We start from the raw sequence: 24,711 nt of genomic DNA, 5'->3' as shown, positions 1-24,711 counted from the left end.
TGATACCATGATTAAGATAGCTGAACGTTTTCAAGTATCTCATTTTTTAGTCTTTTATTTAATTCATTCACTTCAATTTGGAGTTGGAGTATTAGGGTTTCAAAGAATTGTGGCTGAAAAAACAGGAAGAGATGCTTGGATTAGTGTTATTTTAGCTGGTATCCTAGTCCATATTTCCGTATGGATGCTTTATAAGATTCTAAAGGATTCAGGTGGAAATGTAATCACAGTTCATCGAAATCTTTTTGGTAAATGGATTGGAGGATTGTTGAGTGTTGGTTTAGCTCTTTACTTTTGTTTATTAGCCATAACAGTTCTCAGAACGTATATCGAAATTGTTCAAGTATGGATGTTTCAAGATTTGAATGTATGGGCGTTTACACTTGTCTTTCTACTACTTGTATACTATATCATTTCTGGTGGATTTCGGGTTGTCACAGGAATCAGCTTCTTTGGAGTTATTCTTCCAGGCTATGTATTGTTAATCTTTCTGTTTCCACTTGAATTTTCAGATTTAAGTAACCTTGCTCCACCTTTAAATCATTCAATTAAGGATTTTGCACAGTCCACAAAAAATATGTCGTTAACGATCGTCGGATTTGAGGCATTACTTGTTTTTTATCCGTTTATTAAAAACCCTGAAAAATCAAAAAAGTGGGCTCATATAGCTGTTGCGTTTAGTACCGTCATCTACACATTAATTATGTTGGTTTCGCTTGCTTATTTTAGTGAAGAGCAGCTGCAAAAAAATGTATGGGCTACATTGACAATATGGAAAATTGTTGAAATGCCTTTTGTTGAACGCTTCGAATATATAGGGATTGCGAATTGGTGTTTAATTATTTTGCCTAATATTTGTCTAACTTTATGGTGTGCCAGCAGGTGTTTAAAAGATACATTTAAAGTGAATCAAAAAATAGTCCTCCTCATTGTGCTGCTAGGAGCATTTTTAGTCGTTTCCTTTTCCAAAACAAGAGAACATATCAATGTTTTAAATGATCTTGTAGGTCAACTTGGTTTTTATATGATGTTTGTTTATATCCCGTTTATCTATATTTTTAATATGATTATGAGAAAAGTAAAGGGGAGAAAAAGATGAGGAAGAAGTTATTATTAACGATGGTTATGTTCCTTCTCCTATCTGGTTGTGTGGAAAAGGAAGTTATTGATGATGTGAATTTAGTCGTTGCAGTCGGATTTGATTTAACAGAAGATGGGAAAATCCGGGGGTCTGCAAATGTTAATACATACATGAAAGATCAACCTGTCACAGATTATCTTATGGTATCCGAGTCAAAGCTTAGTAGAGATGTGTTATCAGAAATGCAGAAGCAATCTCCAGATCCATTAGTTATTGGGAAGCTGCAAATTGCCCTGTTCGGCGAAAAATTAGCAAAACAAGGATTATCTGAGATAGTTGATACCTTGCAGCGCGATGCATCCATTGGAGAAAGATTATTGTTAGCTGTAACAAGAAATGATGCTAATAACATATTGGAAGCAGAATTTGCCACTATTGGTGCGGCTAAATATTTAACAAACTTAATTTTACATAATAAATTAAGTAGAGATTTACCTAGAACAAATCTCCATTTGTTTTTGTATCAACATTATTCGGAAGGACAGGACCCATTCCTCCCTATCTTAAAGAAAAATGAACAAACCGGAAGCGTTGAAATTGATGGACTTGTCTTAATGGACGATAAAAAAGTGGTAGGAGAAATACCGAATAATAAATTGTTGTTTTTTAAAGTTCTTACAGATCAATATACAAAGGGCTCACACATCGTAGAAGTTCCTGATTCAGAAGAATCAGCTGTAGTTAAAAGTATATCTTCTTCAAGAAAACTAAAGGTCATTTCTACCAATCCGCTAAAGGTAAAAATTGATGTGAAGATTGAGGGATTTATTAATGAATACACCGGAAAAATGATTACGCCAAAAATAAAGGAACAACTTGCAAAGGCATTTGAGGATCAAGTGGAAAAAGAATCAACTGCTTTAATTCAAAAGTTTAAGGAGCTGAAGATCGATCCAATTGGAATCGGTGATGAACTACGTTCAAAAATTCGTACATTTAAAATTAAAGAGTGGAGGGAAAGGATTCCAGAGCTAGCGGTAGATGTTCATGCTGATGTTGTCATTTCCGAAACGGGTGTTATTGATTAGTATATGATGAATGAGATAGACAAAAGTAAAAATTAATAAAAAGTACGTAAGCTTGTTTTATTTAAGAACCTTGTCTCATATTCTTTACAAACGGACTGTAAAAGATAAGGGGACAAAGACATCATGAATAATTTTGTAAAAGGAACATTATTGCTAGTTATCGCCGCCTTTTTTGGAGAATGCTTGGAGTTTGTCGTTAATATGATTTTAGCGAGGGAGCTTGGTGAAGAAGGTATGGGGATGTACATGTCTATTCTGCCGATCATCTTCTTTATTGTCATAATTGCAAGTCTAGAGCTCCCTGTTTCTATTTCAAAGTTTATTGCTGAGAAACATCGTGAAACACATTATCATATGTTAAAACACACATTAACTCTAACCATTATTTTTACTTGTGTGTTTACGGTCTTTGCAGCAATCGTATTGCCGTACTTACCGATCTTTCAAGGATACCATCCATATGTAAAATGGCTTTTTATTTTGCTTATACCTGTGATTGCGTTTTCATCCATCGCAAAAGGATATTTTATGGGTGTTCAGCATATGGGCAAAATAGCCGTTTCTAACTTTCTTAAAAAAGTTGTTCAATTGGCTATTTTGTACTGGGTTTATCAATCTTTTCATTTTAACTTAGAAGTAGCACTGTTAATAGCATTAGCCACCTTAATAGGAAGTGAGCTGCTTGTATGTACCTATTTAGTCGCCATGTATTTTATAGAAGTTCAAATTCTTAGTAAAGAAAAAAAGAAATTTATTAGAGGCAGCAAGGTTCGTCGTGCCTTGTTTGCTGTTTCATTTCCTACAACTGGTTTAAGGCTATTTCATTCTTTAACACATGCAATACAGCCCTTTTTAGTCAAGGGAGCATTAATAGCAGCAGGTTTTTCCACTGTTATGGCAAATGAACATTATGGGATGCTCGCAGGTGTAGCGATGTCAATTGGGTTCTTTCCGGCTTTTATTGGACATTCCTTAATGGTCATGCTAATTCCAAATGTATCTGAAGCTTACGCGAATAATGAAACAAATAAACTAATTCGGCTTCTGCAGCAATCCATGATGATTACGATGATATATGGAACAGTTTCAATGGTAGTCATGTATGTTTATGCTGAACCATTGACACATTTGTTCTTTGATTCTACTGCAGCATCCTTTTATTTAAAGCTGCTATGGCCTTACTTTCTATTTCATTTCTTTATTATTCCGATGCAGGCTTATTTAATTGGACTAGGACTGGTTAAGGAGGCTCTTTTCCATACTGTGTGGTCACATGTAATCTCATTTGGGATGATGTATGTACTTGGATCAATGGAAACACTTCAAATGAAGGGTATAATTCTCGGAATGAATATGGGGGCAGTACTTCTTATGCTCATGCATTATGTAACGATTTGTAATAAGTTGGGTGTGAGTGTATATTTTTTAAGAAAAAAATTAACCATTTAATGGTATGTATGCTGATATGTATACATACCTTTTTTTTTGTTGGTAAAAGTAATAACAAGTATATCAACGGAAGGTGATTCTATTGAATAAAAAAAGGTGTTATCAGATTGTTTTTACACTTTACCTGATCATTGGATTTGCAATAAGTAATGTCTCAAAGGTAAGTGCCTTAAATGTAGGTGAAAAAGCAAGTGATTTTACGTTGGAAACCAATTCAAATAAAAGTATTCAATTAGAGGATTTAAAAGGGAAAATAATTGTGTTGAACTTCTGGACAACATGGTGTACATACTGTCAGGAAGAAATTTCAGAATTACAAACATTCGACAAAGAAAAAGGTGGTGATGTTGAATTAATCTCTGTTAACTTAACTGCATCAGAGCAAAGTAAGCAAGGAGTCCTTCAATTTATTAATCAGTCAAACATTCCATTTACTGTTCCATTAGATGTGAATGGTGAGGTTGCGAAAAAATATAATATTATTGGTATACCAACTACTTTTATCATTGATAAAAAAGGAATAATCACAAAAAAGATATTAGGTCCAGTTACAGCTGACATGCTGCAACAATTAATTGATCAACTTTAAGAAACAGGACATATGGGACTGTTTCTTTTTTTATTAGCTTAAATCATTATTCAAATGGGTAATGAGAAATAGTGAGAAGAATTATCGTTATCAATAATTATTATAAAGTAATAATTATAATAATTATTACTTGAAAAAGAACTGTCATTTGTTATAATCATATTATATCTTAATTTATTAGTGTTTTAAGTGGTTTTAAAAAGAAAAGTTGCGAAAATATTGAGGAGATGATGATGAATCTTATTCTCAATTAGAGGAGTGGAGAACATGGAAATAAATAATGTTACACAAATTGAACATCATATCGAATCAAATAAAAATCAGTTTTATACAAAATGGGTAGAACATATTGAATTAATTAATGCTATTATTTCCGGTATTCTAATTGGGATTGGCTGGTACTTAAACTCGCAAGGAAATGAGAAAGTAGCAATTCCTTTATTTATATTAGCCTTTGTTATTGGGGGATTTGCAAAGGCGAAGGAAGGGATTGAGGAAACCATAGCAGAGCGAACATTAAATGTAGAACTGCTGATGATATTTGCTGCAATTGGTTCTGCTATTATTGGGTATTGGGCTGAAGGAGCCATACTAATTTTTATTTTTGCATTAAGTGGTGCGTTAGAAACGTATACAATGAACAAAAGTAATCGTGAAATCTCAGCACTTATGAGCTTGCAGCCTGAAGAAGCTTTACTCATAATCAATGGAAAAGAACGTCGCGTACATGTGTCTACGTTAACTATTGGTGATACAATCTTAGTCAAACCAGGTGAACGAATTGCAACGGACGGATATATTTTGTCAGGTAAAACGTCAATTGATCAATCTGCGATAACTGGTGAGTCAATGCCTGTTGAAAAAGAGTTGAATGATGAAGTGTACGCTGGAACAGTAAATGGCAATGGTTCCATTACTGTTTCAGTGACGAAAAAAAGCACAGAAACGATGTTTCAGAAAATACTTGACCTTGTTCAATCAGCACAGTCAGAAAAGTCGCCATCCCAGCAATTCATTGAAAAATTCGAAGGGACTTATGTTAAAGCTGTTTTAATGATGGTTGCTTTAATGATGGTATTGCCTCATTACTTACTGGGATGGAGTTGGAATGAAACAATTTACCGTGCGTTAGTGCTTATGGTTGTTGCCTCTCCTTGTGCACTTGTTGCATCAATTATGCCTGCTACACTATCTGCAATTTCAAATGGTGCAAGAAAAGGTCTCTTGTTTAAAGGTGGTATGCATTTAGAAAGATTAAGTAAAACAAATGTTGTTGTTTTTGACAAAACAGGTACATTAACTAAGGGTGAACCGGAAGTAACGGATATTCTGACATTAGATGATGTAGATCTTCAAGAATTTTATGAAGCTGTACTATCAATTGAAAATCAATCAAACCATCCACTTGCAAAAGCAATTGTTGCAAAAATCAATCAGGATTTCCCTACTGAAGTAGCAAAAATGACATCTGTAGATGAAAAATCAGGTTTTGGTGTAAAGGCAGATATTCATGGTGTACAGTGGAAAATTGGAAAAGCAGATTTTGTTGGAAGAGATGCAGCAGACACCTTTCATATAGGTATAAATACAACTCTCTCGAAAGATGGAAAAACAATTGTATATGTTCAACGTGAGGATGAAATCATTGGAATCATTGCTTTAAAGGATGTAGTAAGGGATGAGGCTAAAGCTACTATTAAAAAGTTGCAAAACAATGGAATTAAAGCTGTAATGTTAACCGGAGATAGTGTTGAAACAGCAGAGGCCATTTCGAAAGAGCTAAATATCGACATATTTAAAGGTGAATGCCTACCAGAAGATAAGGTTACAGAAATTAAGTTATTGAAAGAAAAGTACGGTAATGTAACGATGATCGGTGATGGAATAAATGATGCGCCGGCACTAGCAACAGCAGATGTAGGTATTGCAATGGGAGAAGGAACAGATGTTGCTCTTGAAACTGCTGATATCGTTTTAATGAAAAACGAACTCTCCAAGTTAACCTCGGCATTTACTTTATCTAAACAGATGAATCGGATTGTTAAACAAAATATTGTGTTTTCAATGTCTATTATTACGTTGTTAATTTGTTCAAATTTCTTTCAAGTACTGGACTTACCTTTGGGTGTTATTGGACATGAAGGAAGTACAATTTTAGTCATCTTAAATGGATTACGTTTATTAAGAGGTGAATAAAATAAGAGAGATATCTTTGAGATATCTCTCTATTTAGTGCTACATTTTAACGGTCTCTTCTGAAGTTTGTACGGAAATCTCTTCTTCATCAGGGCGTTTGCTAAGGATGATATAGGATGTAACGAAGCAACAAAAGCCAATGATCCACCCGACGATCGTACTAAAATAAAAGATATCTATTAACATCATACCTACAAATGGAGAAAGAATCCCTATAATACAAAGTACTAAAATTAAATGACGTTTTACCCATTGAAGCACAAAGAACAACTCCTTAATAGGAAGAAAGATTGCTTTATAGGATTATTATACAAGAAAAAGAACTTTTGTAGTATCAACGAAATGTTAAAAACAGATTACAATTTAATTTTGATGAAATCGTCCTGTAACTCCCTTACTAAAAAAGTAGAAGAACCATTAAATTCCTATGTCAATGATAGCAAGAGGTTTAGCTTATTTCTTTTTTAAGATTGGATTTAATATCTTTAGAAAGGATAAGATCGGCAGTTAATTGACCTGAGAGAGTGACATAGGGAACTCCTCCTCCAGGGTGGGTGGAACTCCCAACAAAGTATAGATTTTTCAGAAGTGTACTTTCGCTTGGAAATTTAAAACCGCCATTTTTTTTGCGATCTGAGACAACACCGTACATAGATCCTCCATTTGATCCGTATAAATTTTTAAAATCATTTGGCGTTAGAGTATATTCAAACTCGATGTTATTATGAAGTTCTTTTATACCCATTCGTTCAAGCTTATCAAAAATAAGTTTGCGATATTTTTCTTTTTTATTTTCCCAGCACTCTCCTTCGCATAATGGTGGTACATGTGTTAAAACAAAGAAGTTTTCCTTTCCCTGAGGTGCTTGGGATTGATCAGTTTTCGAGGAAATACCAACATATATGGTCGGATCATCTGCTGGAACACCCTTATTGAAGATTTGATCGCATTCTTTATCGGGATTATCTGAAAAGAAAAAGTTATGGTGTGTAAGGTTATGATATTTCTTTTTTATACCAAGTAATAAAGCGAAACCTGACACTGTTGGAGGGAATTTCTCTTCCTCCTGCTTAAGTTGTTTACTGTTCAAAGAATCTTTCAATAAAGTCTTGTATGTAGGGATAACTTCTAAATTAGAAATAACAAGGTCAGCGTCAATGACAATTCCATTTTCCAATTCAACTCCAGTAGCTTTGGTTCCAGAGGTTAAAATTCTTTTTACTTGAGCGTTTAGGTGTACATCTGCTTCCAATTCATGCAACACTCTGGACATAGCGTCGGCAATTTGAAACATGCCGCCTTCTACATAATAAATACCTAGACCTAATTGTATATGAGCTAATTGAGATAAGAAGGCTGGTGCATGATATGGAGAAGAACCGATATACATGGTGAGAGTGTTAAATAATTGTTGAAGCTTTTTGTTTTTGAAGAATCTTTTTGTCCCTTGGTTTATCGTTTTCAGCGGATCCATAAATAGAAGCTCCTTTACACTATGCATGGATCGTAAGTCTGTTAAACCGGTTAGACTCTTTTTATAGAAACTTTTTAGACTATATTCATACATTTTGCTGCAATAGTTTAAATAGCTAAAAACTTCATTGGCATCATCTTTTGAAACAGATTCCAGTTGTTTAATTAATTCCGGAATGTCGCATGTTAAATCTATAACAGTTCCATCTTCAAAAAAGGTCTTCCATTGAGGTTCAATTCTTTTTATATGGATGTAGTCAGAAAGATTTCTGTTTACATGACGGAAAAGTTGTTCAAGCACCCATGGCATCGTTAAGATGGTGGGGCCAATATCAAAGGTATACCCCATACCTCCGCGTTTATTTAATTTACCGCCAAGACGTCCTCCTTTTTCCAAAATAGTAACATCATAATTATCCGCGGCAAGACGAATGCCTGCAGACATACCACCAAGACCCCCACCAATAATGACAACTTTCTTTTCCACGTCCCATAACCTCCTGCTTTTCGTTTAATTTATTTCCAAAAATAATAATTTTTTTTGTTTTTAGATATGTTCTATTGCCTTTCATTCTAACCACCATTTTTACATTCATAACAATATAAGGATTTATTCTTTCTTTATCGGATGAAAAATGTATACAGATAGCTTAAAAATACAATATGAGAAGATTGAATCGTTTTTGAGTTGTTCGATTGTACTTTCTACTACTCATTGTTATGATAAAAAATGAAGTTTTTTGAAGGGTAGTGACAAGATGAATCAGCGTTTAGATAAAGTAATGGAGTGGCTACAAGATCAAGATATCGATTTGTGTTTCGTTCAATCAAAGGAAAATGTATTCTATTTCACGCAGTTTTATACAGACCCACATGAACGTTTAATGGGGGTTTTTCTATTTAAAGAGCAGGATCCATTTTTTGTTTGTCCAAATATGGAAGTGAACCAAGCGAGGGCTGCAGGATGGTCTTTTGAAGTGATAGGATATAGTGACCACGAAAATCCTTGGGATTTAATTGCACTCGCCTTAAAACAGCGTCAAGTTTCTATTCAAAAAGTTGCCATCGAAAAAGATGTGACATCATACAGTCGTGCAGAAGAATTACTAGAAATTACTGGTAATCCTCTAATTGTGTCAGCAGAAGAAAAATTAAATCAACTTCGTTTAATAAAAGATAAAGATGAAATAAGAATCATGAGAGAAGCGGCCAGGCTTGCAGATTTTGGAGTTAAAGTCGGAATAGATGCCTTACAAACAGGTGTCACCGAAATGGAAGTTTTAGCAACAATTGAGTATGAATTAAAGAAAAAAGGTATCCGTGAGATGTCTTTTTCTACAATGGTTTTATTCGGAGAAAAATCTGGTGATCCTCATGGAAATCCTGGGCTAAGGGTGTTAAAAGAAGGGGATTTTGTTCTGTTCGATCTTGGAGTTGTGTTGGATGGATATTGTTCAGATATAACAAGAACTGTTGTTTATAAAACAGCTACTGAAGAACAAAAAAACATTTATGAAACTGTACTTAAAGCGCAAATGGCTGCATTAGAAGCAAGTAAAGAGGGTACTAGAATTGGTGATTTAGATACCATTGCAAGAAATATAATAGAAGATGCAGGATTTGGTGAGAATTTTCCACACCGTCTAGGTCATGGGCTAGGAATCAATGTTCATGAGTATCCTTCGATGAGTTTTACAAATGATGAATATTTAAAAGTTGGAATGGTGTATACAATTGAACCGGGAATCTATTTACCTAAAATAGGTGGCGTGAGGATTGAAGATGATGTAGTGATTACAGAACAAGGGTATGAAACATTAACAAAATTTCCGAAAGAGTTTACCGTTATAAATAGGTAATAGTTATTGATAATGAAAAATACGAATAGATTATACAGTTTTTTCCTTCTTGTTTTAACTTTTACTCTAATAATCGGTTGTGGAAGTGAACAAACAAATTCGACCTTATTGGATGCTGAAGTAACAAAAGTGGTAGATGGAGATACACTTCACGTCATGATTAGTGGAAAGAAGGAAACAATTAGACTGTTGCTGGTAGACACACCTGAAACCGTTCATCCAACAAAGCAGGTCCAGCCATTCGGACCTGAAGCAAGCAATTATATGAAAGAAAAATTAAATGGTGAAGAAATACAAGTTGAACTCGGTATAGGAGAAAGAGACAAGTATGGGCGTTTGCTCGCATACGTTTATCATGATAATCAGATGCTCAATAAACTATTATTGGAAAAAGGGTTAGCTAGGGTGGCGTATGTGTTTGAACCAAATACAAAATATATTGATGAATTTAATGAAATTCAAAAACAAGCCCAAAATGAACAAGTAGGGATTTGGAGTCTTGAAAACTATGCGACAGAAAATGGCTTTCAAGATGAAACACAAGTTGAAAATGACGATACAGTTAATTCTGGTTGTACGATTAAAGGAAACATAAATTCAAAAGGAGAAAAGATTTATCATACAATGCAATCTCCTTCCTATAATGTGACAAAGCCTGAAGAGTTATTTTGTACAGAAAAAGAAGCGGTAGAAGCAGGATATCGTCCAGTGAAAAGATAAAAAGGTGATAAGAGCGTATAAAAACGTTCTTGTCACCTTTTTAGGTACTAAAGATTTATTTCCTTACTTTATATCAATGATTTAAACAAGTTACCATTATGGTTGTGAATCGTTTAAAGAAGACTATTGATTAGAAAAAGAAAATTAGGAAAATCTATAAAGAAGGAATTATTTGGTGAAAAAGTTATATATACACTCCCTAATGGTGAATATATTTATTGAAAATGAAATAAAACTAGATTTATAACTAAGGCTTATTTGTTTCTTCCAGGATATAAATAAAAATGGTTTCAAGAATGGAGGGATTTACTTGAAGAGAATAGCTGTTCTAACAAGTGGGGGAGATTCACCAGGGATGAATGCGGCGATCAGGGCTGTAGTAAGAAAAGGTATCCATGAGGGGTTAGAGGTATATGGGGTTTATCAAGGATACGCTGGATTAATGGAAGGAAAGATGAAAAAGCTGGAACTTGGATCAGTAGGTGATATTATCCACAGAGGTGGCACGATTTTATACTCTGCTAGATCTGAAGAATTTAAGAAGGATGAATCACAATATAAAGCAATTAAACAGTTAAAAGAGCTAAGAATTGAAGGACTTGTTGTGATCGGTGGTGACGGCTCCTATCGAGGAGCTGCGAAGTTATCAGAGAAAGGGTTCCCTTGTGTAGGTTTGCCTGGAACAATTGATAATGATATTCCCGGAACAGATTATACCATTGGATATGATACGGCGTTAAATACTGTGATTAATAGTATTGATAAAATTAGAGATACTGCTACATCTCATGATCGAACGTTTATTATTGAAGTAATGGGGCGTCACGCCGGGGATATTGCCTTGTTTTCTGGTTTAGCTGTAGGAGCGGAGTCAATTATTATCCCTGAAAAAACGTATGAAATCCAAGATATAGTTGCAAAGCTAAAAAAAGGAATTGAAAGAGGAAAAAAACATTCCATCATTGTGTTGGCTGAAGGCGTTTGTTCCGCAGGTGAGCTTGCGGCAGAATTATTGAATAATTACCAATTGGAAACAAGAATTTCTGTTTTAGGACATATTCAAAGAGGAGGAACTCCAACCTGCTTTGATCGTGTATTAGCATCTAGATTAGGAGCAAGAGCGATAGAGCTTTTACTGGAAGGGAAATCAGGTAGGGCGATTGGAATGCAAAAACAGGAAATTGTAGATCATGATATTATTGAAATTTTGAAGAAAAGGGATCCAATTCAGGAAGGTGTGTACACACTTTCTAAAGAGCTGTCCATATAAAAACAAGTTGTTAATCATTGATAGAGGCTGACCAGTACGTATGATTTTACCGTACTGACCAGCCTCTTTTGTGTTTTAAATTCCTATGTAAATGGAGGAATATTTTAAAGGGAATTTATTGACGCCTTTATGATATAAGCCCTGCCTCTCTTATATCGTTGCGGCTCCTAGGCCGCGCCACGTGTTTATGCGTCTAGCTGTGTTTGTTATAGGTAATGTCAATTGTAACGCGCTCAATTATGTATTACCCCAATAACACAGGGTAAAACCTATAAACAAGCTATTGAAAATGTAAAATGAGGAAAGAGGGCTACATGTCGAAGTAATCACTATAAGGTTATACAGCTTTTGAAGATGTTTGGATTCCTGCTGATAAAATATGATCAATTGAAAAGGTCCTTATTTGCCTGCGAAGTAAACAGTATGCAATTAATCTGTTTGGTGTGACTTTCTTTACGATGATTTTTCTTTGAGTAATTGAACGATCCTTAGCAATATAAATAATCGTGATCGGATGGTTTTGCTCCAGGCTCTGTGTGAAAAAATAATTCATTTCATCCACCTCCAATGTATTCATTTCTATTATATACGAACATACATTCTTTTACCCGCAAATACGAACGTATATTCTTATTATTTTCTGCCATAATTGAACATTGAATAGCGTATGATGAGTATTAGTAATGAGTGAAAAAAATTATTGATGATGGATGGGGGAGAGAGAATGACAACAATCGAAAAAGCTAGGAGAATTAAGGAGATAACCAATGAAATGATCAGACATTATGTTAAAGATAATAAAGGAATAAAAGAAAGTGAACAGGAAAGGGCTGTTGAATTATTAGCTAGTGCTATTCAAGACTTTTCAGAAATATATCTAAATAAAAATGCAGACGACGATGAGATTCTAAAAGGAATTTTAGCAAAAGTAAAAATTGCTTCAAACATAATAGATGAAGTAAAAAAGCCAAAAGTGGTGATCAAAAGGATATGATGTAGGCTAATATTACCAAAGTAAGAACGTGTGTTCTAATTTTAGGCGTGGTATGGTACAATTAGATTGCAGTTTCATTAGGATCGAACAAGCCCCCTTCTGGAAGGAGGTGATGCTTGTTGACGATTTATGAAAGTTTAATTTCAATGTTTACATTCGCCTCATTAATTATCGCTATTTTAGCCTTCTCACAAAAAAAATAGACCCTATGAAAGAGGTCTACTTATGTCCAAAGGTTAGGTCCAATAAGAAACTGCAGACTGTGGATGCGGCAACATCCACGGTCAATCCGGATTTAATTATAACACAAAGTGGGAGATGTAGCAGTATCTTTGTACCTTATTCACCGTTCATTTCTAAATTTAATTCTTTAGATAGGGTTGTGAATTCAAAAAAGATGTCAAAAAAGACTGGTGTGTTTTCATCATTATATAAAATAAGTCTATGCTGGGTTTTATCCTCTAAATTATAAACAATCAATGCCTCTGTAATAAAGTCATCAAACCATTTATTTTTCACTTTTACTGGATTGGTTAAAGGAACTTTAATGAGATACCCTTTTTTAGGAAGGGGGCTAGCTTGAATTGTAATATTTTTTATACCTTTTATTGCACTTTGAACTTCACGATCAAATAGTACTGAGCTTTCTTTCTCAAGTATAACAGAATTAGATTCTATATCTAGCACTTTTACGTCTGGTTGTTCTGCAGCTCGAGCGTGGTTTAATGTCATAATTCCTATAAAAAAAAATAGCTGAATCATGATCAATGATTTTCGCATGTTGGTCACCTCTTCTATAGCTTCCCCCAGCTTTTGATTTTATTCCTAAATAAATGTACGGTATAGCGGAACCCTACTCATAATAACTAGTATTTTACAGGTGTAATAAAGTTATATAACAAAAATAATTCCATAGTATTAAAATCAATATAATAATTATTTACTACAAAAATCGACAAATTCATTGACGTCCATGCTTAACTTTTGTACGATATGTAAGATTGAATGTAAAGGAGTTGTGGATTTCGTGAAGGAGTCCTTTAAAATAAAAAAAACATTAAATAACAATGTATTGATCGCTTCACATGACTCTTACGGAGAAGTGGTTTTAATAGGTAAAGGTATAAGTTTCGGTAAAAAGAATGGTGACATTATTCAAGAAGAGAGCTATGAAAAAATGTTTGTACTTACAAACCAAAAAGAACAAGAGCAATATAAAATGTTATTATCAGACATTGATGAAGACATGCTCGAAGTTGTCCAAGATGCTATTCGATATATTTTTGAACGTGTGGAAACGCCGCTTAATGAACATATCCATATCGCACTTACCGATCACATAACTTTCGCTTTAAAGCGTTTGCAACAAGGGATGGATTTGAAAAATCCCTTTTTGTTAGAAACGAAATCGCTTTATCCTTTTGAATATGAGCTGGCAACAGAAGTTATACAGTTTTTAAATAAGTCGTTATCTGTTGACTTGCCGGAAGGTGAAATAGGCTTTATTGCTCTTCATATTCATAGCGCCATTTCTAATAAACCATTATCTGAAGTCAATCAATATTCACAATTAATCAGCCGTTTAACTGAGGTTATTGAGGATTCACTTAAGGTGAAAGTGGATCGGGACAGTGTGAATTATCTTCGATTAATTCGTCATCTTCGTTATACGATAGAAAGAGTTAACGCTGGTGAAACTGTATCAGAACCAGAAAAATTATCTTTTCTGTTGAAAAAGGAATATCCCTTATGCTACAATACTTCTTGGAAAATGATAAAAGTGATGCAACAGGTGCTACAAAGACCTGTTTATGAAGCTGAAGCAGTTTATTTAACAATACACTTATACCGATTAACAAATAAATAATTGTAACCGATATTATTCACGTGTTACTGATTCGATCAGGCATGAGTGAACAAAGTGTTTTTATTTGCTATTTTGGGGAACTATACCTAATAGCAGATGAAAACCATGTTCACCATGCCTTTTTTGTATTTGATACCTCAGTGTAGGGAGATTGTAAACGGTTAATATTAAGAGTGTTTTTGGCTTCAAGAGACTTTTATTAAGCAAATATGTAATGAAATAGGAGGGTTTTTTTATGTTTAAAAATGCATTTGGCGTCCTGCAAAAAGTTGGACGTGCCCTAATGTTACCAGTTGCATTACTACCTGCTGCTGGATTATTACTTGCATTAGGTAATGCACTGCAAAATCCAACACTAACTGATTTAGCTCCATTCTTAACAGCTGATTGGGTTGTGTTAATTGCGAGTGTAATGGAAAACGCGGGTAATATAGTATTCTCAAATCTCCCGGTATTATTTGCCGTTGGTGTAGCCATCGGTCTAGCTAATGGAGATGGAGTTGCAGGTATTGCAGCGTTAATTGGTTACTTAATTATGAACATCACCATGAGCAGTATTCTTAAAGGGGTAGGGACTCTTCCAGAAGGTGGACAGGAACTTACCGACTTTTTAGCTAATAATGGAGCTGCTTACGGAAACGTTTTAGGTATTCCAACCCTTCAAACAGGGGTATTTGGAGGTATTATTGTTGGTATGATTGCTGCTGCAATGTACAATCGTTTCTTTACAATTGAATTACCTTCATATTTAGGTTTCTTTGCAGGGAAACGATTTGTTCCAATCGTAACAGCTGCTTCTACAGTATTATTAGGGATTGCGATGTACTTTGTATGGCCTCCAATTCAAACAGGGTTAAATGCATTCTCAACTAATCTTTTAGACGCAAACAGAACATTGGCAGCCCTTATCTTCGGGATCATAGAGCGTTCACTAATTCCATTTGGTTTACACCATATTTTCTATTCACCATTTTGGTTTGAATTTGGCAGTTATGTTAATGCTGCTGGTGAGACTGTTCGTGGTGATCAAACAATATTCTTTGCGCAAATTCGTGACGGAGTTCAAGACTTAACAGCAGGTACATTCATGACAGGTAAGTTCCCATTCATGATGTTCGGATTACCAGCTGCTGCTCTAGCGATTTATCATGAAGCAAAACCAGAAAACAAAAAGGTTGTTGCAGGTTTGATGGGTTCTGCTGCATTAACTTCTTTTTTAACAGGTATTACAGAACCACTTGAATTCTCTTTCTTATTCGTTGCACCAGTGTTATTTGGTATCCATGCTTTATTTGCTGGGTTATCATTTATGATTATGCACATCCTTGATGTAAAAATTGGGATGACGTTCTCCGGAGGATTAATCGACTTTTTACTATTCGGGGTATTAAATCCTCAAACAAACTGGTGGTATGTAATTCCAGTAGGTTTGGTACTAGCAGTCATTTATTATTTTGGGTTCCGTTTTGCCATCCGTAAATGGAATCTTGCAACACCTGGTCGTGAAGCGGCAGATGTTGAGACTTCTGATCAAGGTCAAGCAAAACCTTCTACTGGTGATTTACCATCACAAGTTTTAGAGTCTCTAGGCGGATCAGGAAATATAAAGCACTTAGATGCTTGTATTACTCGTTTACGTGTAACTGTTAATGACAGTAAAAACGTTGATAAGGATCGTTTGAAAAAATTAGGTGCTTCTGGTGTACTTGAAGTTGGTAACAATATTCAAGCAATCTTTGGTCCTAAATCGGACAACTTAAAAACTCAAATCCAAGACGTTATGTCCGGGAAACGTCCAAAAGCAACAGGAACACATTCACAAGAACAGGAAGTTCAGGAGCAAGTGGAAGATGTAGTTGCTGACGGAATTAAAAATGAAGTTGTAAATGAAACATTTGTTGCGCCACTTACTGGAGAAATAAAAGAAATTACAGAAGTTCCTGACCAAGTATTCTCTGGAAAAATGATGGGAGATGGTTTTGCTATCTTACCTACAAATGGAACGGTTGTTTCACCTGTAAATGGTAAAATTCTAAATGTATTCCCAACTAAACACGCGATTGGGATCCAATCTGATGGTGGAAAAGAAATATTAATTCACTTTGGTATTGATACAGTAAACTTAAAAGGTGAAGGTTTTGAAGCGTTTGTTCAGGAAGGTGACATTGTTGAGCAAGGTCAAAAAATACTTGAAGTAAATCTTGATTTTGTAAAGAGTAATGCACCATCGGTAATGACACCAATCGTATTTACAAACCTAAAAGATGGTCAATCAATTAAGCTTCAAGCGCAAGGTAATGTAACAGCAAAAGATGCTGATGTAATTTCGATTGAAGATTAATTTGATTAGAAAAAAGATGCCACACTTGTCATTTGACTAGTGTGGCTGATAAAATAAAAACTTGAAAAAAATGTTGAATTTTAAAGGAGATTGATGAAAATGGCAGAAAAAACATTCACAGTAACAGCAGATTCAGGAATTCACGCACGTCCGGCAACAGTTTTAGTACAGGCTGCTAGCAAATACGATTCAGATGTTAACTTAGAATATAATGGTAAAAGTGTTAACTTAAAATCAATTATGGGTGTTATGTCATTAGGTATTCCAAAAGGATCTCAAATTAAGATTATTGCTGCTGGTTCAGATGCTGAAGATGCAGTTGCAGGATTAGCAGAAACATTTAAAAATGAAGGGCTAGGCGAATAATGAGTACTAACCTTAAAGGGATTGGAGCTTCTGCAGGTATTGCAATTGCAAAGGCATACCGCTTAGAAGAACCAGAATTAAAGATAGAACAAAAAACTGTAACAGATAAAGATGCAGAGAAAAGCAGATTTGAAGCGGCAATTGCTACATCAAAATCTGAGCTTGAAAAAATTAAAGAGCATGCTAACCGTGAATTAGGTGCAGATAAAGCAGAAATTTTTGCTGCTCACTTACTAGTTTTAAGTGATCCTGAATTATTAAGTCCGGTGAAAGATAAAATTGAAACAGATGGTGTAAATGCAGAATCTGCAATGAAAGAAACAGCAGACATGTTCGTTTCAATGTTTGAATCAATGGATAATGAATATATGAAGGAGCGCGCAGCAGATATCCGCGATGTAACAAAACGTGTTATCGCTCATTTGTTAGGTGTTCAGATTCCTAACCCTAGCTTAATTTCAGAAGAAGTTGTGATCATTGCTGAAGATTTAACACCTTCTGATACAGCTCAGTTAAACCGTCAATTTGTAAAAGGATTTACAACTGACATTGGTGGTCGTACATCACATTCAGCTATTATGGCAAGATCAATGGAAATTCCTGCGGTTGTTGGTACGAAGCAGGCAACTTCTTCTATTGAGAATGGCGTAATGGTTATTGTAGATGGGCTTGATGGTGATGTCATTATCAATCCATCTTCAGATGTAATTGCACAATACGAAGAGAAAAAAGCAAAATTCGAAGCACAAAAAGCTGAATGGGCAAAGCTTGTTAATGAACCGACAATCTCAAAAGATGGTCAACACGTTGAGCTTGCAGCAAACATCGGAACTCCTGATGATGTAAAAGGTGTATTAGAAAACGGTGGAGAAGGAGTAGGACTTTATCGTACTGAATTCTTATACATGGGAAGAGATCAGCTTCCAACTGAAGAGGAGCAATACGATGCATACAAAACAGTTCTTGAAAGAATGGGAGATAAGCCGGTTGTTGTTCGTACGTTAGACATCGGTGGAGACAAAGAACTACCATACTTACATCTTCCTAAAGAAATGAACCCATTCTTAGGTTTTAGAGCAATTCGTTTATGCTTAGAGGAACAAGATATCTTCCGTACTCAATTACGTGCGCTACTACGTGCTAGCAGCTACGGAAACCTAAAAATCATGTTCCCTATGATTGCAACCCTTTCTGAATTTAGAGAAGCAAAAGCAATTCTTTTAGAAGAAAAAGAAAAGCTGGTTGCAAGTGGAGTTCAAGTATCTGATTCAATTGAAATTGGTATCATGGTTGAAATTCCTTCAACTGCCGTTATGGCAAGCCAATTTGCAAAAGAAGTAGACTTCTTCAGTATCGGAACAAATGATTTAATTCAGTACACAATGGCAGCCGATCGTATGAACGAGCGTGTCTCATACTTATACCAACCATATAGTCCTGCAATTTTACGTCTTGTTTCAATGGTTATTGAAGCAGCTCATAAAGAAGGGAAATGGGCTGGTATGTGTGGTGAGATGGCAGGCGATCCAATCGCAATTCCATTACTGCTGGGACTAGGTCTTGATGAATTCTCAATGAGTGCAACATCAATACTACCTGCACGTACACAAATTAAAGGATTATCAAAAGAACAAGCTCAAAGCATTAAAGAAACTGTATTATCTATGGATACTACAGAAGAAGTTATTGCATTTGTAAAAGAAACATTTCAAATAAATTAATGTCTTAAGAAGGACAGGCTGAAAATGCCTGTCCTTTTTGTGTATTTACTTATCAATAGGGAAAACTACCTTTATCAAATGAAGGAAGGTGCCATAATGAACAATTTTAGAGTAGGAGAAGAGGTATATGTTATTTACAGAAATCCCCATGCTGTCAATGTAGCGAATATTGAAAAAGCAGAGATAGTAGAACATCCTCATAACAACCAAGAGTTTGCTCTGTTTCTTCATGATGCATACCATCCGCTTACAGAAGATGATGCTGTTTTTTCCAGCTTTGAAGACGCAGAAGAATTGTATAACCAATTGTTCGATTATGAAACGTATGATTAAATAGGAAATTATTTTTGAGACTAAGGGTGGAACGAAATGCAAATTTTAATGATGTATAGTTCTTTTTAGTGACTTTTAACAAAGGAAGGTACAATCATGATTAAACCGTTTGTTCCACAATTAGTTTATATAGAACCAAGAGCTTTGGAATATCCCCGTGGTGTTGAATTGAAAGAAAAATTTGAGAAGATGGGATTGGAAATTCGGGAAACGACTTCACATAACCAGGTTCGTAATATACCTGGTAAGAATCACTTACAACAATACCGGAATGCAAAATCAACTCTTGTCGTTGGGGTAAGAAAGACATTGGAATTTGATAGCTCAAAACCTTCGGCGGAATATGCCATTCCATTAGCCACTGGCTGTATGGGGCATTGTCATTATTGTTACTTACAAACAACAATGGGAAGCAAACCGTATATTCGCACATATGTAAATGTTGATGAAATCCTTGAACAAGCTCAAAATTATATGGAGCAACGATCACCTGAAGTCACACGTTTTGAAGCTTCGTGTACATCAGATATAGTTGGAATTGACCACCTTACACATTCACTAAAATCCGCCATCGAATTTTTTGGACAAACCGATATGGGAAGACTTAGATTTGTAACGAAGTTTCATCATGTAGACCATCTGTTAGATGCGAAACATTATGGCAAAACCAGATTTCGTTTTAGTATAAATGCTGATTATGTTATTAAAAATTTTGAACCTGGAACATCGCCGCTGGATATGCGTATTGAAGCTGCCGTAAAAGTAGCGAAAGCCGGATATCCTCTAGGGTTTATAGTTGCTCCAATATATGTTCACGAAGGATGGCAAGAAGGATACAAAGTGTTATTTGAAAAACTCGATGCATCCCTGCCAAAAGAGGTTCGAGATGATATCACGTTTGAGATGATTCAGCATCGTTTCACTAAACCGGCAAAAAGAGTGATACAAAAAAATTATCCTAAAACAAAGCTGGAGTTAAATGAAGAGGAAAGAAGATATAAATGGGGCAGGTATGGAATCGGAAAATATATCTATCCAAAGGATCAAGAACAGGAACTTCGAGAAACACTTGAAGATTATGTTGATCATTATTTTCCTACAGCAAAAGTTGAATATTTTACGTAAATCCTAGACTCTCATCAAACGATGGGAGTTTTTGTTTTATATTTCACGGGCAGTACAGCTTCTACTGAAAAAAGTCTCACTACTCATACATGTAATGATAAAATATATTATTATACATAAGAGGTGAAAAAAATGGATCTTAATCTAAAAGGTAAAAATGCCTTAGTAATCGCTTCGAGCCAAGGTTTAGGTAAGGCAATAGCTGAAAAATTGTTTGAGCAAGGCGCTAATGTAATGATATCCAGCCGTGACCAGGCAAAACTGGAGAAGATAAAAGCAGAGCTTGAAAGAAAGAAAAGTCATGCTCGTATAATTTATCAAACATGTGATATAAAAAACAAGCTGGAAATCGAAAGCCTGGTTGCAAAAACAGTAACCGATCTGGGATCCATTGATCTTTTAGTTAATAATGCAGGAGGACCACCTGCAGGAACATTTGAACAAATGACAGATGAAGATTGGCAGCATTCGTTTGAATTAAATCTGCTTAGTTATATTCGGATGATTAGAGCGGTTTTACCTCACATGAAACAAAATGGTGGCAAAATTGTCAATATCGCCTCTTCATCAGTAAAAGAGCCTATTCCGGGTCTTATTTTATCAAATACATTTCGAACTGGAATAATCGGTTTATCTAAAACATTGGCTTCAGAACTTGCTCCATATCAAATACTAATAAATACGGTGGCACCCGGCCGAATTGCAACAGACCGGGTAGCGTTTCTGGATGAAACAGCAGCCAAAAATAATGGGATTTCAAAAGAGGAAATAGAAGATAAAATGAGAAAAACGATTCCTTTGGGAAGATATGGTTTACCTGAGGAATTCGCAAATTATGTTGCATTTCTTTTGTCTGATCATAATAGTTTTATGACTGGTCAAACCTTCTTAATTGATGGAGGTATGGTTAAGTCAATTTAATTAACCGAAAATCAACCCAGACAAAACAAGTTACAGAGTAATAAGTAATGAAAATGTCCATAAAAAACAAGGAGGAGTTACTGATGAAACAAAAGGTTGGATTTATTGGATTAGGTGTTATGGGACAAAGCATGGCTAAACATATATTACATGCAGGTTATTCTCTAAGTGTCTATACAAGAACAAAGGAAAAAGCAGAAGATCTTATAAAATTAGGGGCCGTTTGGATGGATTCTATTAGTGGACTAGCTAATGAATGTGAAATCATTATTACCATGATTGGCTACCCAAAAGATGTTGAAGAAGTATACTTGGGAGAAAATGGGATCGTTTCCTCGGCAAAACCTGGTACATATGTTATCGATATGACAACCTCACAACCTTCGTTGGCTAAAAAGATATATGAACAGGCTAAATTAAAAGATATATATTCTCTTGACGCCCCTGTATCTGGAGGAGATATAGGAGCTAGAGAAGCACGGTTAGCGATTATGGTTGGCGGTGATAAAGAAGCTTTTGACTATTGTCTTCCTCTGTTTGAAAAGATGGGACAAAACATTGTCTATCAAGGAGAAGCCGGGTCTGGTCAACATACAAAAATGTGTAACCAAATTGCTATCGCTTCAGGTATGATCGGTGTTTGCGAGGCGATTTCTTACGCGAAAAAATCAGGGCTGGAACCTGAAAATGTACTGAAAAGTATTACGACCGGTGCAGCAGGAAGTTGGTCATTAAGCAATCTTGCACCACGTATGTTGGCAGATGATTTTGAACCTGGTTTCTTTATTAAGCACTTTATAAAAGATATGGGCATTGCACTTGATGAATCAAATACAATGAACCTTTATACTCCTGGATTGGAACTTGCACATCAATTGTACGAGAAAATGGCTGAAGCTGGTTTTGAAGATAAAGGTACACAAGCTTTAGTGAAATTATGGGAAGAAATTTGAAGAAAAAGCACAAATAATAATCTTTTTTGAAACTTTTCCTAAAATAAAGTCGTCTAAATATAAAAGGCTGCCCAATTAAAAATGGGCAGCCTTTTAAGTTCATTTCACTTTTTCGTCTTTCACATGAATGTCATAAAGCAATCTATCTCTTCTTGTTTATTAGTGGTAAAATAAAGGGTAGCCTAATTTTATAAATCACTTTTTTTATATAGAAAAAACATTAGATAGGAGGGAGTTCTTTGACAGAACAAAACACAAGTAAATCAGAACAACGAAAGCTGAGAAAATCAAGGTATATAAGGACCAATGTGTTCTTTTTTGTTGTTTTCCTGTTATTTGTTGCTTTAATTGTTCGATTAGGAGTCGTTCAAATTGTTCAAGGGGAAGAATTTTCGAAGGAAGTTTCAAAAACTGAATCAGATTACGCAAGTCTGCCTGCTCCACGTGGGAAAATGTATGACAGGTACAACCGTGTTGTTGTTGATAACAAAAGGGTACCGGCGATTACCTATACCGTTGATAAGACGACAAAAGCAGAAGACAAAATCAATACGGCCATTAAGCTTGCAGAGTATATTAGCTATGAACCCGAATACTTAGAAGAAGAGCTTAAGGAACGAGATATTCGCGATTTTTGGTTAGCTTCAAATCCAACAAAAGCAAAGGAATTATTAGCTGAAAGTGAATTGGAGTTAGAACCATCTGAAACATATAAACTACAAGTAGAACGTGTTCCGGAAGCTGAAATTAATAAAATTAAGAACAGCCTGGAAGATATGGAGCTAGCTTATATTTACACACGTTTTTCATCAGGCTACCAATATGAACCACAAGTTGTAAAATCGCTAAATTTGACAGATGATGAGGTTGCACTTGTTGCTGAACATTTAGAACAGCTTCCTGGAGTGGATGTTATTACAGATTGGGGACGTGAATACCCATATGATTCCTTACAAACGATTTTCGGTGGAGTAACTTCAGCTGAACAGGGTATTCTTCAATCACGTCAGGATTATTACAATGCACGAGGATATGCAAGAAATGAACGTGTAGGAAAAAGTTATCTTGAATATCAATATGAAGATTATTTAAATCCTAAAAAAGCAAAAATAGAATATATTTCTGATAATAATGGGAATATTGTTTCCGAACAAGTTGTTGAAGAAGGACAACGCGGATATGATTTGAAGCTGTCATTTGATATGGAATTGCAGATGGAAGTAGAAAAAATCATTGAAGAAGAGCTCCGCAAAGCCAGTAGAAGTCACTTTCTAATGGATCGGGCATTTGTCGTGATGATGGATCCGTATCAAGGTGATGTATTAGCAATGGCTGGAAAGATGCTTGATCCAGATGACCGAAGTGGAGAAATGCTTGACTTTGCTTATGGTGCCTTTGCTACTCAGTATGAGGCTGGATCAACTGTAAAGGGTGCAACAGTGCTAGCTGGTTATCAGGATGGGATGCCTATTGGGCAAGGATTTGTTGATAAAACAATGTATTTCAAAGGAACTCCACCAAAAAGTTCTTATAGTACTCTCAATTATGTTACTGATTTAACTGCATTACAGAAGTCATCAAATGTTTATATGTTTAATGTTGCTTTAAGAATTGCAGATGTAAAATATGTTCCTCATGGTCCATTAAATGTGTCAACGGAGGACTTCCAAAAGCTTCGTAATTATTTCGCACAATTTGGTTTAGGAGTTCCAACGGGTATTGATTTGCCTCAGGAATCAGCTGGTTTGTTAAGTACACCTGATGCTGCTGGTAAGCTTCTGGACATTTCGATTGGACAGTTCGATACGTATACACCACTTCAATTGGCTCAATACGTATCTGTTATAGCTAATGGTGGTACACGTGTTCAACCGAGAATCGTCACAAGTATCCATACCCCTGTTGAAGAATCAACACTAGGGCCAATTGCTGTAGATAAGTCTCCTACTGTATTAAATCGTATAAACAATACTTCGGAAGAAGTTGAACGTGTTCAACAAGGATTTAAAATGGTTGTACAATCAGCGGGTGGTACTGCTTCAAAATACATTAAATATGATGCTGCAGGTAAAACTGGGACATCACAAACAAATTACTATGGTCCAAAACGCGAATATTGGGGTAAGAAAACGAACAACTTAAACTTCGTAGGTTATTATCCAGCCGATAATCCGGAAATAGCTTTTAGCGTTGTTGTACCATGGGCAAGTAATGACCGTGATTCTGTAAACAAATATATAGCAAACAGAGTTATTAAGGCTTATATAGACCTACAAAAGAAATATGTCACCACAACCGAAATTGATTCAGAAAAAATAGCAAAAGAAGAGGAATAATTCCCTCTTCTTTTGCTATTTATGGAAAT

At 35.3% G+C, this 24,711-nt stretch carries 22 protein-coding genes; 18 read left to right on the top strand and 4 right to left on the bottom strand.

The window, feature by feature from the left end; translation table 11 throughout:
- The first annotated feature begins 7 nt into the window (after positions 1–7).
- The 5 genes from BK577_RS19960 (at position 8) to BK577_RS19940 (ending at position 6,403) form a co-directional block, all read left to right on the top strand.
- Complete coding sequence (locus BK577_RS19960) at positions 8–1,099, top strand: GerAB/ArcD/ProY family transporter (RefSeq protein WP_139367394.1); 1,092 nt, start codon at positions 8–10, stop codon at positions 1,097–1,099.
- Entirely contained in the window at positions 1,096–2,169 is a 1,074-nt protein-coding gene (locus BK577_RS19955; protein ID WP_078434564.1) for a Ger(x)C family spore germination protein, read from the top strand. The genes BK577_RS19960 and BK577_RS19955 overlap by 4 nt, the downstream gene beginning before the upstream one ends.
- A gap of 123 nt (positions 2,170–2,292) precedes the next feature.
- Positions 2,293–3,618: a polysaccharide biosynthesis protein gene (locus BK577_RS19950; RefSeq protein ID WP_078434563.1), complete on the top strand. Its 1,326-nt coding sequence runs from the start codon at positions 2,293–2,295 to the stop codon at positions 3,616–3,618.
- A gap of 82 nt (positions 3,619–3,700) precedes the next feature.
- The gene (locus BK577_RS19945) at positions 3,701–4,207 is read left to right on the top strand and encodes a TlpA family protein disulfide reductase (RefSeq protein ID WP_169908404.1); all 507 of its coding nucleotides are present in this window, start codon (positions 3,701–3,703) and stop codon (positions 4,205–4,207) included.
- 267 nt (positions 4,208–4,474) lie between these two features.
- A complete protein-coding gene (locus BK577_RS19940) occupies positions 4,475–6,403 on the top strand; it encodes a heavy metal translocating P-type ATPase (protein WP_078434561.1) in 1,929 nt (642 codons plus the stop codon).
- A 39-nt stretch (positions 6,404–6,442) separates the two neighbouring features.
- Here the strand turns inward: BK577_RS19940 and BK577_RS19935 are convergent, their stop codons facing one another.
- Both BK577_RS19935 and BK577_RS19930 read right to left on the bottom strand, forming a co-directional pair.
- Positions 6,443–6,664 (bottom strand): hypothetical protein, encoded by a 222-nt coding sequence (locus BK577_RS19935; RefSeq protein WP_078434560.1) that lies wholly within the window; start codon positions 6,662–6,664, stop codon positions 6,443–6,445.
- Between the two features lie 187 nt (positions 6,665–6,851).
- Positions 6,852–8,363, bottom strand: a complete 1,512-nt coding sequence (locus tag BK577_RS19930; RefSeq protein WP_078434559.1) for a phytoene desaturase family protein — start codon at positions 8,361–8,363, stop codon at positions 6,852–6,854.
- A 271-nt stretch (positions 8,364–8,634) separates the two neighbouring features.
- On the opposite strand from BK577_RS19930, the gene BK577_RS19925 reads away from it, so the two are divergent.
- The 3 genes from BK577_RS19925 (at position 8,635) to pfkA (ending at position 11,725) form a co-directional block, all read left to right on the top strand.
- Complete coding sequence (locus BK577_RS19925) at positions 8,635–9,735, top strand: M24 family metallopeptidase (RefSeq protein ID WP_078434558.1); 1,101 nt, start codon at positions 8,635–8,637, stop codon at positions 9,733–9,735.
- 12 nt (positions 9,736–9,747) lie between these two features.
- Positions 9,748–10,455 carry a thermonuclease family protein gene (locus tag BK577_RS19920; RefSeq protein ID WP_078434557.1) on the top strand — a complete coding sequence of 236 codons (708 nt, stop codon included), beginning with the start codon at positions 9,748–9,750 and terminating at the stop codon, positions 10,453–10,455.
- 310 nt (positions 10,456–10,765) lie between these two features.
- Positions 10,766–11,725 (top strand): 6-phosphofructokinase, encoded by a 960-nt coding sequence (gene pfkA / locus BK577_RS19915; protein WP_078434556.1) that lies wholly within the window; start codon positions 10,766–10,768, stop codon positions 11,723–11,725.
- Between the two features lie 337 nt (positions 11,726–12,062).
- Here the strand turns inward: pfkA and BK577_RS19910 are convergent, their stop codons facing one another.
- Positions 12,063–12,278: a WYL domain-containing protein gene (locus BK577_RS19910; RefSeq protein ID WP_078434555.1), complete on the bottom strand. Its 216-nt coding sequence runs from the start codon at positions 12,276–12,278 to the stop codon at positions 12,063–12,065.
- Positions 12,279–12,449: 171 nt separating this feature from the next.
- Between BK577_RS19910 and BK577_RS19905 the strand changes: the two genes are divergently transcribed.
- The gene (locus tag BK577_RS19905) at positions 12,450–12,719 is read left to right on the top strand and encodes a hypothetical protein (protein WP_078434554.1); all 270 of its coding nucleotides are present in this window, start codon (positions 12,450–12,452) and stop codon (positions 12,717–12,719) included.
- Between the two features lie 339 nt (positions 12,720–13,058).
- Here BK577_RS19905 and BK577_RS19900 read toward each other — a convergent pair whose 3' ends face one another.
- Positions 13,059–13,499: a hypothetical protein gene (locus BK577_RS19900; RefSeq protein WP_078434553.1), complete on the bottom strand. Its 441-nt coding sequence runs from the start codon at positions 13,497–13,499 to the stop codon at positions 13,059–13,061.
- Between the two features lie 247 nt (positions 13,500–13,746).
- Between BK577_RS19900 and glcT the strand changes: the two genes are divergently transcribed.
- From glcT to BK577_RS19855, 9 genes are all read left to right on the top strand, one after another.
- A complete protein-coding gene (gene glcT, locus BK577_RS19895) occupies positions 13,747–14,586 on the top strand; it encodes a glucose PTS transporter transcription antiterminator GlcT (RefSeq protein ID WP_245823546.1) in 840 nt (279 codons plus the stop codon).
- Positions 14,587–14,821: 235 nt separating this feature from the next.
- A complete protein-coding gene (ptsG, locus tag BK577_RS19890; RefSeq protein ID WP_078434551.1) occupies positions 14,822–16,927 on the top strand; it encodes a glucose-specific PTS transporter subunit IIBC in 2,106 nt (701 codons plus the stop codon).
- Positions 16,928–17,026: 99 nt separating this feature from the next.
- Complete coding sequence (locus BK577_RS19885; protein ID WP_026559909.1) at positions 17,027–17,293, top strand: phosphocarrier protein HPr; 267 nt, start codon at positions 17,027–17,029, stop codon at positions 17,291–17,293.
- On the top strand, positions 17,293–19,014 hold the full coding sequence (ptsP, locus tag BK577_RS19880; protein ID WP_078434550.1) for a phosphoenolpyruvate--protein phosphotransferase: 1,722 nt from the start codon (positions 17,293–17,295) through the stop codon (positions 19,012–19,014). The genes BK577_RS19885 and ptsP overlap by 1 nt, the downstream gene beginning before the upstream one ends.
- A 96-nt stretch (positions 19,015–19,110) precedes the next feature.
- Positions 19,111–19,347 carry a transcriptional regulator SplA domain-containing protein gene (locus BK577_RS19875; RefSeq protein ID WP_078435333.1) on the top strand — a complete coding sequence of 79 codons (237 nt, stop codon included), beginning with the start codon at positions 19,111–19,113 and terminating at the stop codon, positions 19,345–19,347.
- A 96-nt stretch (positions 19,348–19,443) separates the two neighbouring features.
- Positions 19,444–20,472, top strand: a complete 1,029-nt coding sequence (splB, locus tag BK577_RS19870; RefSeq protein WP_078434549.1) for a spore photoproduct lyase — start codon at positions 19,444–19,446, stop codon at positions 20,470–20,472.
- A 132-nt stretch (positions 20,473–20,604) separates the two neighbouring features.
- Positions 20,605–21,393, top strand: coding sequence for an SDR family oxidoreductase (locus BK577_RS19865; protein ID WP_078434548.1), 789 nt, complete (start codon positions 20,605–20,607; stop codon positions 21,391–21,393).
- Positions 21,394–21,476: 83 nt separating this feature from the next.
- On the top strand, positions 21,477–22,346 hold the full coding sequence (locus BK577_RS19860) for an NAD(P)-dependent oxidoreductase (protein WP_078434547.1): 870 nt from the start codon (positions 21,477–21,479) through the stop codon (positions 22,344–22,346).
- 239 nt (positions 22,347–22,585) lie between these two features.
- Complete coding sequence (locus BK577_RS19855; RefSeq protein ID WP_078434546.1) at positions 22,586–24,682, top strand: peptidoglycan D,D-transpeptidase FtsI family protein; 2,097 nt, start codon at positions 22,586–22,588, stop codon at positions 24,680–24,682.
- Positions 24,683–24,711: the final 29 nt, after the last annotated feature.

The sequence above is a fragment of the Metabacillus halosaccharovorans genome (assembly GCF_002019635.1).
In the GTDB taxonomy this organism is placed as follows: domain Bacteria; phylum Bacillota; class Bacilli; order Bacillales; family Bacillaceae; genus Metabacillus; species Metabacillus halosaccharovorans.
This window is presented reverse-complemented; position numbering and strand designations above follow the sequence as displayed.